Annotated in this window: 10 protein-coding genes; 7 read left to right on the top strand and 3 right to left on the bottom strand. The window is 67.1% G+C overall.

The genetic code is table 11. From position 1 onward, the window contains the following. Nucleotides 1–106 precede the first annotated feature (106 nt). Nucleotides 107–1,042 carry a DUF2079 domain-containing protein gene (locus ACFFN1_RS01225; RefSeq protein ID WP_376837836.1) on the top strand — a complete coding sequence of 312 codons (936 nt, stop codon included), beginning with the start codon at nucleotides 107–109 and terminating at the stop codon, nucleotides 1,040–1,042. A 426-nt stretch (nucleotides 1,043–1,468) separates the two neighbouring features. Here ACFFN1_RS01225 and ACFFN1_RS01220 read toward each other — a convergent pair whose 3' ends face one another. The 3 genes from ACFFN1_RS01220 to ACFFN1_RS01210 form a co-directional block, all read right to left on the bottom strand. Beyond that, complete coding sequence (locus ACFFN1_RS01220) at nucleotides 1,469–2,332, bottom strand: queuosine precursor transporter (protein WP_376837834.1); 864 nt, start codon at nucleotides 2,330–2,332, stop codon at nucleotides 1,469–1,471. After that, entirely contained in the window at nucleotides 2,322–2,789 is a 468-nt protein-coding gene (locus ACFFN1_RS01215; protein WP_376837832.1) for a YbaK/EbsC family protein, read from the bottom strand. Before ACFFN1_RS01215 ends, ACFFN1_RS01220 begins: the two co-directional genes overlap by 11 nt. A 73-nt stretch (nucleotides 2,790–2,862) precedes the next feature. Next, the gene (locus ACFFN1_RS01210; RefSeq protein ID WP_376837830.1) at nucleotides 2,863–4,977 is read right to left on the bottom strand and encodes a M3 family metallopeptidase; all 2,115 of its coding nucleotides are present in this window, start codon (nucleotides 4,975–4,977) and stop codon (nucleotides 2,863–2,865) included. Nucleotides 4,978–5,084: 107 nt separating this feature from the next. On the opposite strand from ACFFN1_RS01210, the gene ACFFN1_RS01205 reads away from it, so the two are divergent. From ACFFN1_RS01205 to ACFFN1_RS01180, 6 genes are all read left to right on the top strand, one after another. Beyond that, nucleotides 5,085–6,341: an MFS transporter gene (locus ACFFN1_RS01205; RefSeq protein ID WP_376837827.1), complete on the top strand. Its 1,257-nt coding sequence runs from the start codon at nucleotides 5,085–5,087 to the stop codon at nucleotides 6,339–6,341. 135 nt (nucleotides 6,342–6,476) lie between these two features. Then, nucleotides 6,477–6,803 (top strand): helix-turn-helix domain-containing protein, encoded by a 327-nt coding sequence (locus ACFFN1_RS01200; protein ID WP_376837826.1) that lies wholly within the window; start codon nucleotides 6,477–6,479, stop codon nucleotides 6,801–6,803. A gap of 19 nt (nucleotides 6,804–6,822) precedes the next feature. Then, complete coding sequence (locus ACFFN1_RS01195) at nucleotides 6,823–7,689, top strand: ImmA/IrrE family metallo-endopeptidase (RefSeq protein WP_376837824.1); 867 nt, start codon at nucleotides 6,823–6,825, stop codon at nucleotides 7,687–7,689. Nucleotides 7,690–8,038: 349 nt separating this feature from the next. Next, the gene (locus ACFFN1_RS01190; protein WP_376837823.1) at nucleotides 8,039–8,305 is read left to right on the top strand and encodes a PIN domain-containing protein; all 267 of its coding nucleotides are present in this window, start codon (nucleotides 8,039–8,041) and stop codon (nucleotides 8,303–8,305) included. Between the two features lie 172 nt (nucleotides 8,306–8,477). Then, on the top strand, nucleotides 8,478–10,001 hold the full coding sequence (gene adh, locus ACFFN1_RS01185) for an aldehyde dehydrogenase (protein WP_376837821.1): 1,524 nt from the start codon (nucleotides 8,478–8,480) through the stop codon (nucleotides 9,999–10,001). A 74-nt stretch (nucleotides 10,002–10,075) separates the two neighbouring features. Beyond that, nucleotides 10,076–10,534 (top strand): DUF779 domain-containing protein, encoded by a 459-nt coding sequence (locus tag ACFFN1_RS01180; protein WP_376837838.1) that lies wholly within the window; start codon nucleotides 10,076–10,078, stop codon nucleotides 10,532–10,534. Nucleotides 10,535–10,542: the final 8 nt, after the last annotated feature.

The raw sequence follows: 10,542 nt of genomic DNA, 5'->3' as shown, positions 1-10,542 counted from the left end.
TCCCTGGTTCCTGTTTCGTGACTGTTCAGAAACCTACGCGGAGGACGGCGTGCTCACGTCTCAGGCACGCTCAACCACCCACGGATCAGTCAGTAGAGCCGGATATGTGTTCTCCTGGGGACTCGTCAACGCCGTCATCTCGCAGTTCCACGAGATCGCCTTCGCCGTGCCGCTGCTGGCCTTCGGCCTCGTGTGGTGGATGCGCGGGCAGCGGACGCCGGCGCTCATCGCGATCGCGCTGCTCGTCTTCGTCAAGGAGGACCTCGGCATCACGGTGGCGATGTTCGGCGCCGTCATCATGCTGCGCGACCGCGCCGAGAAGCGCACCGCGCTGTTCCTCGCCGCCTGGGGTGTGGCCTGGGCGGTCATCGCCGTGGCGATCTTCATCCCGGCCTTCAACGTCACCGGCGGCTACGACTACTCCAGCCAGCTGACGCTCACCGAGACCCTGACCGCCGGGCTGCCGATGAAGCTCGGCACTCTCGGATTCCTCGTGCTGGCCGCCGGCGTCATCGGGGTGCGTTCGCCGTTCATCCTGCTCATGGTGCCGACTCTGGCCTGGCGGTTCCTCGGCAGCGTCGAAGGCTACTGGGAGACCGGCTTCCACTACTCCGCAGTGCTCATGCCGATCGCCGCGGTCTGCCTCATCGACGTCGCAGCCCGAAGGCACCCCGTCTTCGCTCCGCTCGTCGCTGCTGTTGCGGCGGCCGCGATGCTCTCGCAGACGCACATCGACCTGCTGTGGCGCTCGCAGGCCTACGACCTCAACGCCGATGCGGTGATCGCCGAGGCCTGCAAGTACGACTCCGTCGCCGCCGATGTGCGGCTGCTGGCCCACCTCGTGCCATGCACCCAGACCTATTGGACCGGCAGCATCGGCGATGCCGTGCCCGAGGCGGTGCTGCGCCGGCCCGATGACGTCGGCAAGCCTGTCGAAGAGTGGGCCGAGGAGCGGTTCGGCGGGGAGTGGACCCTGGTGTACTCCGGTGAGGGCTTCGAGCTCGTCGAACATGCCGGGCAGGGCCTCGTCCCGACGCCGTAAGGGCTGTGCCGGTGGGGCGGGGCTTCATCGGCGCTGGGCCTGGGGTTGTGAAGCCTTGAGGAGCCGGGCTGTCACTCTGCGCGGCGCTGGTTTTCACGCTGAACCGCTCTTGCTCTCACGCTGAACCGCTCTTGTTCTCACGCTGAACCGCCGTTTCTCGTCTGAATTCAGCGCTGGATCGGGGTGCTCAGAAAAAGAGTGTTCAAACTTCGATGGTGAATCGGCCAAAACACCATCGAAGTTTGAACACTCTTTTTGGCGGCACTTCGGGGTGATCTGCATATGCGCCAGATAGCGCACCCTCATGACGCAGTTGCCGAGCCGCCGCCTTTGCAGTTCAGCTGAACGCGCCAGGCAGCACCCCTACAGCGCTGAAGCCGCCAGCCCCAAGCCCTACAGCCCCAGCACCCCTACAGCCGCCAGCCTCTACACCTTCGCGGCGTTGGCGCGCATCTGCTCGGCATCGTCGACGTGGCCGTAACTGGGCTCATGGCGCTTGAACACCTTGATGACCTGGTACGTCACCGGCAGGCACAGCACCTCGACGGCGACCTTGTACACGAAGCCCACGACGATGTAGACGATGAAGTCGCTGCCGGGGATGACGCCGGCGAAGGCGATCGTGCAGAACAGCAGCGTATCGGCGAACTCGCCCACGCCGGTGGAGAACATCAGCCGCACCCACAGCCGCTTCTCGCCCATCGCCCGCTTGACGCGCACGAGCACATAGGAGTTGAGCAGCTGCCCGACGACGTAGCCGACGAGTGAGGCGAGCACGATCCGCGGATAGAACCCGAGCACGGCGGCGAAGGCCTCTTGGTGCTCATAGCCGGGGCCTGGCGGGGAGATGAGGACGAGCCAGAACACGAAGCTGGCGGTGATCTGCAGGGCGAAGCCGGTGATGACGGCCTTGCGGGCTGCGGCGAAGCCGTAGACCTCGCTGATGACGTCGCCCAGGATGTAGGCGATGGGGAAGAGGAAGGCGCCGCCGTCGGTGACGATCGGGCCGAAGCCGATGACCTTGGTTGCCGAGATGTTCGAGACGATGAGGACGACGCAGAAGACGGCCAAGACGATGGCGTAGTAGCGGCCGCGTGAGGTGGCGAAGGCGGCCAGGCGGGTGCCGGCGCTCGCCGTGCCCGAGGTGGCGCTTGCGACGCCCGCGCTCGCCGCGCCCGAGGTGGGGGCTGGGTGTGCAGGTGCAGGGGACTGGGTGTTTACCGCCGGGTGCTCGCTGTGCGGACCCGGCTGCCCAGATGCAGCAGGCTTGTCGGTGTTCTCAGGGTTCAACGGAGATCTCCTGTCCGCCCGTCAGGGTGACGAGCTGTTCGTAGGTGAGGGGCATCATGGAATCGGCGGTGCCGGCAGCTGCCCACAGTTCAGGGTAGTCGCGCAGCGCAGTGTCGATGTACGTGCGCACCGGCGCCGGATGACCGCAGGGTGCGACCCCGCCGATCACCTGTCCGGTGGCCTCCTTCACGAGGTCCGCGCTCGCCCGGCCGAGCTTCTGCGCACCGATGACCCCGGCGACATAATCTGTGTCGACACGGTGCCGGCCCGAGGTTATGATGAGCACCGCCTCGCCATCGGCATCGAAGATGAGGCTGTTGGCGATCGCACCGACCTCGATCCCGAGGTAGGCGGCCGCGGCCTTGGCGGTGTTCGTCTGCTCGCTCAGCAGGGTGATCTCAGAGTCGATGCCGGCGGCCTCAAGGTCGCGGGCGACAGCGGCATTGCGTGCGTGCATGGTTGGTGGCTCCTCAGCGGGTCGCGTCGTTTCTCAGTTGGTCGCGGCGTTCTTCAACCCGTCGCGTCGTTTCTCAGTTGGTCGAGTCGTGGCGCGGGGCGAAGCCGCGGCGGCGCAGCAGCGGCCCCACATCCGGCGCCTGCCCGAAGAAGTCGGTGAACGTCGCCATCGGATCGGTCGAGTAGCCCGGGGCGAGCACCGCCCGGCGGAAGGCGTCGCCGGCCTCGGGGTTGAGGCCGCCCTGCTCGTCGAACCATTCGGTGGCGAAGGCGGCGAGCATCTCGGCCTGCAGATAGGCGTAGTAGCCGGCAGCGTACCCGCCGCCGAAGACGTGGGCGAAGTACGTCGACCGGTACCGAGGCGGGACGAGCGGGGAGAATCCGGCCGCCTCCAGTACCGCGGTCTCGAAGGTGAGCACATCGTCGACGCGCTCGCCGGACTCCAAGAGGTGCCAGCTCTGGTCGAGCAACGCAGCGGCGAGGTACTCGATCGTGTCGAAGCCGGTGCCGAAGTCGTCGGCTTCCCGGATCCGGGCGACCAGCGCCTCGGGAATGGGGTCGCCGGTCTCCACGTGGCGGGCGTAGTGCGGCAGCACCTGCGGGTGCAGCGCCCACATCTCGTTGAGCTGGGAGGGGAACTCGACATAGTCCCGCGGCACGGCGGTGCCGGCGCGGTCGGGGTAGGTGCTGTCGGCGAACAGGCCGTGGAAGACGTGGCCGAACTCGTGGAACAGGGTGCGCACCTCGTCCATGCTCAGCAGGCACGGCTGTCCGGCGGCCGGTTTGGCGATGTTCATCGTCATCGAGATGATCGGCCGTTCGCCGTTGAGTCGGCCCGGGGAGACGAGCTGGTCCATCCAGGCTCCGCCGCGCTTGCCTTCGCGGGCGAAGGGGTCGACGCACACGAGCCCGATGACGCGGTCGTTCTCGCGCGCCTCGTAGACGGTGACGTCGGGGTGCCAGCCGCGCACAGGTGTGCCGGAGGCATCGACGGCCGGGCGGAACTCGACGCCGTAGAGCTGCCCGGCAGCGTAGAAGACGCCGTCGGTGAGCACGCGGCCGAGTTCGAAGTAGGCGGCCACCTGCTGCGGGTCGAGGCCGTACTGCTCGTTCTGCAGGCGCTGCAGCCAGTAGGAGACATCGTGGGCGGCGATCTGCTCGGGCTCGTACTGCTCGTACACGGCGGCGAGCTCCGCTTCGAGGGCCTCGCGGGCCGGAGTCAGGACGTCGGCGAGCAGGTCGCCGACGGCATCGGCGCTGTCGGCGGTCTCATCGTCGATGGTGAAGGCGGCGAAGCTGCGGAAGCCCAGCAGCTGGGCGAGTTCGGCACGCAGGGCGGTGATCTCGGAGACGATCTGCTGGGTGTCGTGATCCCCGCCGCGGCAGCCGCGGCTGATGGAGTGCTCGAAGACCCGCTGCCGCGAAGCCGAGGAGTGCAGCTGCGCCAGCTGCGGCTGCTGGGTGAAGTTGAGCAGCGGCAGCACGTACCCGCCCTGCCCGGCGCCGCCCTGCCCGGCGCGCTCGGCAGCGGCGGCGATGGCCGATTCCGGCAGCCCGGCGAGCTCCTCGGCGTCGTCGAAGCGCACCGCCAGCGCCGAGGTGTCAGCGGCCAGGTGCCGGGAGAACGCCTTCTCCAGTCGGTCGAGGTCGGCGGTCAGCTCCGCCACCCGGGCCTGCTCTGCATCGCTCAGGCGCACGCCGGCGCGCACGAAGTCCTGGACCATGAGCTCGTGGTGGCGCTTGTCCTCCGGGTTGAGCTCGCTCGTGGGCACCGCCTCGAGTCGGGCGAAGAGCTGCCCGTCGAGCAGCATCGTGAGCCGAGAGCGCACGAGCAGCTGGGACGCCGCCGCCAGCGCAGTGCCGAAATCGCCGGTCTGCAGATTCGACTCGAACAGCCGCATGAGCGCCTGCAGCCGAAACGCCGGCTCCTTAGCCTGATCGATGCGGATCGTCGTGTTCGTCAGCGACGGCTCCTCAGCCTGCGCGACGATCGCGGCGACCGCCTCCTGCTGGTCGGCGACGACCGCCTCGGCGGCGGCAGTGAAGTGCTCCGGGGCGGTCGCGGCGACATCCGGCAGGCGCAGCCCGACTGGCCCGTGGATGTAGGCGAGCACCGGATTCCCGCCCGGCCCCATCACCGGCGTCGTCGGCAGCGCGGCCCCTCCGCTCGGGGTGGATGAGGACGACATCGGCTGAGACGGCGCGGACGACATCGACTGAGACGGAACGGGCTGGCCGTCGGAATGCACTGGGACTCCTTCTTCTGCGCGCACACCGCGCGCGTATCCTGGGATGGATGAGTGAGGACGGACGGGGGTTCACCGGCTATCGGCGCGGCGAGCCGATGACGCGCAGGATCGAGATCGGCCTGCTCATGGCCGGTCTGGCGACCTTCACTCTGCTGTACAACACTCAGGCCATTCTGCCGTATTTCGTCCGCGACTACAGCATCTCACCGACGAATGCGGCGCTCTCAGTCTCGGCCGCCACCGCCGGGCTGGCGCTCGGCCTCATCGTCGCCGCCCCGGTCAGCGAGCGGATCGGGCGGGTGCGGGTGATCCGCTGGTCGCTGCTGCTGGCCGCGCTGCTGAGCGTGGGTGTGGCCCTCGTCGATGACTGGGCGCTGTTCCTCGCCGCCCGCTTCGCCATGGGCGTCGTGCTCGCCGGGCTGCCGGCCACCGCCGCCGTCTACCTGCGCGAGGAGATCCACCCGTCCTATGCCACCTCGGCGACGGGACTCTACATCTTCGGCACCACCGTCGGCGGGCTGTCCGCCCGGCTCGTCACCACCGGCACCATTGACCTGCTCTACCGCTTCGGGCTGGCCGAGGCGATGCCGCTGAGCCCAGCGCAGATGGGCCTGGCCGCCACCGCCGTCGTCTCCATCATCTGCGCGATCGCCTGCTGGGTGCTGCTGCCGGAATCGCGCGGATTCCACCCCCGTCGGCAGTCCGCGCGCGAACTCATCGGCAGCTTCGCCCGCGCCTTCCGCGATCCCGTGCTGCTCGGCCTTTACCTGACCGGCGGGCTGGGCATGGGCGTGTTCGTCGGCGCGTGGAATGTCCTCGGCTTCCGGCTGGAGGCCGAACCCTATCTGCTCTCGATCGGCGCGGTCGGCCTGCTCTACCTCATCTACCCGGTCGCCGGTTCGGTCGGCGCGCTCGCCGGCCGCGCCGCCGACCGTTATTCGCTGCGCGCCATCATGCCCTTCGGCTCGCTCGTCGCGCTCATCGGCATCGGCCTGCTCATCGCCCGCCCGCTCATCGTCATCATCGCCGGGATGGCGGTGCTGGCGACGGGCTTCTTCATCATGCACTCGCTGGCCTCGTCCTGGGTGGCCGTGCGCGCAAAGGCCTCCGTGGGGGTGCCGGCACAGGCGGCGTCGATCTACATGCTCTTCTACTACGGCGGCTCCTCGATCAACGGCAACCTCGCTCCGGCCGCCTGGGAGCTGGGCGGCTGGACTGGGGTGACGCTGCTCATCGGCACGATGATGATCGCCGCCTTCGTCATCGCCGTGCTGCTCGGCCGCTCCCGGCCGGTCGTCACCTGAGCGGCGGCTGGTTCGCCGTCGCCGAGGCGGTGGCCGGGTTGTGTGCCCGGCATCCACACCCATGAATGGACGAGATGGCCCACGGTGACTATGATTGAATCACTCGATAGTGAGTGATTCAGGGGGTGGATCGGGATGACGACGATCAGTGCCGGACCGGCGATTGCCGAGGCTCTGCAGGCGGCAGGAAAGTCGCAGCGGCAACTGGCTGCGCAGACCGGCATCTCACAATCGACACTCAGCCGGATCATCGCCGGGGACCGAGTCCCGAAAATGAGTGAGCTCATCCTGCTCGCTGAGGCGACGGGCTTCTCTATCGGGCAGCTCACCGGATCTGCTGCAGCCAGCCGCGTGGAGTGTGCTGCGCGATCGACCAATGGAGCCGGCATGGAGGCCATGCGGCAGCGCCTGTTGGGCTTCATCGAACTCGACGCCTACCTCGATGACCAGGTCATCGACTGAAGCGGCGGTGATGAGCGACGTGAGCCCAGGCGTGGACAAGCCGGCAGCTCAGCGGCCCGGATCGACCGAGCAGCAGGGGCGTGAAGCTGCGGAGGCGTTCCGCCGCGACCACCAGCTCGGCCGCCAGTCGCTGGGCGATCTGCTCACTCTCATCGAGCAGGCCACCGGATGCGACGTCGCGATCGTCGAGGGTGATCCGGACGAACACGGAATGGTGATGCGCGATCCTGTCACCGAACGGGTCTACATCGCCGTCGCCCGCACGCCGCACCCGATGCGGCAGCGCAGCAGCCTTGCCCACGAGCTCGCACACGTCGTCTTCGAAGACTGGCATGACGGGGATCTCGCAGAGCGCTCGCCAGCAGAGCGGAGAGCGGACGCCTTCGCCCGGCACCTGCTCATTCCAGAAGCCGGGGTGCGGGACTTCTTCACCGCCTCCGAACCCCTGACGGAAGCCGATCTGTCTGCAGTTGTCCAGCACTTCCAGGTCTCACCGGCGATGGCTGCCATCGCCTTGTCCAACTGCGGGTTCATCGATGAGACCACCAAAGATGGCTGGAAGTCGCTGAGCACACCGGCCCTTGCAACGCGCTTCGGCTGGCGAGAGCAGTATCGGGCGCTGTCCGATGCGTCCGATCGTGTTCGGGCCCCGCAGCGGCTGTTGGCGCGTGCCATTGCCGGATACGGCGCAGGGGTCGTCAGCCCGGCTGTCATCGCCTCACTGCGCGGGCTGAGTGCTGACGCGGTCGTCGATGAGCTTACGGCTGCGGGGATCACCCCGACCTCGGTCGACGTGCCGTGGGCGTCTGAAGAAGACATGACCCCGGCCGGAATCGACCTCAGCGATCTCGACGCTGATCTTGAGGCCGGTGAGAACGGAGATTGACGCGCCCCATCATCGACGCCGGCCCTGGCCTCAACTTCTTCGCCCTCAACCAGGAGCGAGCGCTGTTCGACGCCATTGGGGCTGTCAGCGTGCCCGAGACAGTGCGCGATGAGATCCTCGGCAAAGCGGCACGTGACAAGCGCTTCTCTCACGCCGCGAGTGTCATGAAGAAGCTGCCCGAGAGACTTTTGGAGATCCTGTCCGATGATGCCACCACCGGGCTGGTTGCCGCAGTCGAGCGCATGACCCACATGGCGTATGCGGAGCGGTTGAGCATCCCAACGACCTCGGCGAGACGATGGTCATCGCCCACGCAGTCGTCGCAGCCTCAGCCGGCGCTGACATCCGCGTGCTCATCGACGGCGGCCTGGGTCAGCAGATGGCCAGTCGCGAAGCGGCCCGGCTCGATCGCCTGCGGAACAGGGGCAAGCCGGTCGGCAGGATCACTCTGATGGACACGGTGTCCGTGCTGAAACTCGCGGCCGGGCGGAAGTACATCCCCGATCGCAGTGACATGCGGAAGCTCTATCAGCGCATGCGAGATATCGACGACGGCCTGGTGCCATTGGGCGACACCGGTCTGATGAACCTCGACTGCTGGACATCGACGCGCTGAGTTCTGCCGTCGCTGTTCGCCGTCGCCGAGGCGGTGGCGGGGGTTGTGTGCGAATGCTCAGCCGCGAACTGTTGAGATCTGGATCACTCGCTCGTAGGGTGAGGGTACGCCGCAGCCGCGGCATCCTGCAGCGGCGCCAAAGCGCCAGCTCACCGTCTCATGAGGAGCATCGATGACTGTCTATTCACAGCCGGGAACCGACGGCGCGAAGGTCGCCTTCGAGTCGCGTTACGACAACTACATTGGCGGAGACTGGGTCAAGCCGGTCAAGGGCAACTATTTCGAGAACATCACTCCGGTCACCGGCAAGGTCTTCACCGAGGTGGCGCAGTCGACGTCCGAAGACGTCGAGCTCGCCCTCGACGCCGCGCACAAGGCGGCACCTGCCTGGGGCAAGACCTCGGTCGCGGAGCGGGCGGTGATCCTCAACAAGATCGCCGACCGGATGGAAGAGAACCTCGAGATGCTCGCCGTTGCCGAGACCTGGGACAACGGCAAGGCGATCCGCGAACCGCTCAACGCCGATCTGCCGCTGGCCATCGATCACTTCCGCTACTTCGCCGGTGCCATCCGCGCGCAGGAGGGTGCGCTCTCGCAGATCGACGACGACACCGTCGCCTACCACTTCAAGGAGCCCCTCGGCGTGGTCGGCCAGATCATCCCGTGGAACTTCCCGCTCCTCATGGCGGTGTGGAAGATCGCTCCGGCGCTGGCTGCCGGCAACTGCATCGTGCTCAAGCCGGCTGAGCAGACCCCGGCCTCGATCATGGTGCTCGTCAACCTCATCGGCGATCTGCTGCCGCCCGGCGTCCTCAATGTCGTCAACGGCTTCGGCGTGGAGACCGGCAAGCCGCTGGCCTCCAACAAGCGCATCGCCAAGGTTGCGTTCACCGGTGAGACGACCACCGGCCGCCTCATCATGCAGTACGCCTCCCAGAACCTCATCCCGGTGACTCTGGAGCTCGGCGGCAAGAGCCCGAACATCTTCTTCGCCGACGTCATGGACGAGAAGGATGCCTTCTACGACAAGGCGCTTGAGGGCTTCGCGATGTTCGGCCTCAACCAGGGCGAGGTGTGCACCTGCCCGTCGCGCGCCCTCGTCCAGGAGTCGATCTTCGATGAGTTCGTCGAGGCCGGGCTGGAGCGCGTGCGTGCGATCAAGCAGGGCAATCCGCTCGACGTCAACACGCAGGTCGGCGCGCAGGCCTCGAATGACCAGTACGAGAAGATCAAGTCCTATCTCGACATCGGCCGGCAGGAAGGCGCCGAGGTGCTCATCGGCGGCGAACCGCTCGAACTCGACGGCGATCTGGCCGGCGGCTTCTACATCCAGCCGACCGTGTTCAAGGGCAAGAACTCGATGCGCATCTTCCAGGAGGAGATCTTCGGGCCCGTCGTCGCGCTGACCTCCTTCACCGACTACGACGATGCGATGTCGATCGCCAATGACACCCTCTACGGCCTCGGCGCCGGCGTGTGGAGCCGCAACGGTAACACCGCCTACCGGGCAGGCCGTGCGATCCAGGCCGGTCGCGTGTGGGTGAACAACTACCACAACTACCCGGCGCATGCGGCGTTCGGCGGCTACAAGTCCTCGGGCATCGGCCGTGAGAACCACCTCATGATGCTCGACCACTACCAGCAGACGAAGAACATGCTCGTCAGCTACTCGCCTGACGCACTGGGCTTCTTCTGATCGGCTGTGATCGGCAGCCGGAACCACCCACACCACCAGATGCAGTGCGCACGAGCGCACGGAGAAGAGGAATGATGTCTGAGGACACCGCGCTCGCCGAAGGAGCAGCCGCCGCGGCAGCCGACCCGGCGGTTCTCGACTCCGCGCCGACGCTGGAAGGGGAGACCCGCTCGCGGGTCGCCCTGACCGAGGCGGCCGTCGAGCTGCTCCAGCAGCTCATCGACCAGCACGGCGACCTGATGTTCCATCAGTCCGGCGGCTGCTGCGACGGTTCGACGCCGATGTGCTTCCCGGTCGGGGAGTTCCTCACATCCGACGCCGATGTGCTGCTGGGTCGGTTCGAGATTCCACGACCGGGCGGCACCACCTCGGAGCTGGAGTTCTGGATGTCGGCCGAGCAGTTCAACTACTGGAAGCACACCCACCTGACCGTGGATGTGGTGCCGGGCCGGGGCGCCGGCTTCAGCGTCGAAACCCCGACCGGCAAGCGGTTCCTCATCCGCTCGACCCTCATGGACGTCGACGAGAGCTGAGAACCGCG

It is taken from the genome of Brevibacterium otitidis, assembly GCF_042429315.1.
GTDB classification, from domain to species: Bacteria; Actinomycetota; Actinomycetes; order Actinomycetales; family Brevibacteriaceae; genus Brevibacterium; species Brevibacterium otitidis.
This window is presented reverse-complemented; position numbering and strand designations above follow the sequence as displayed.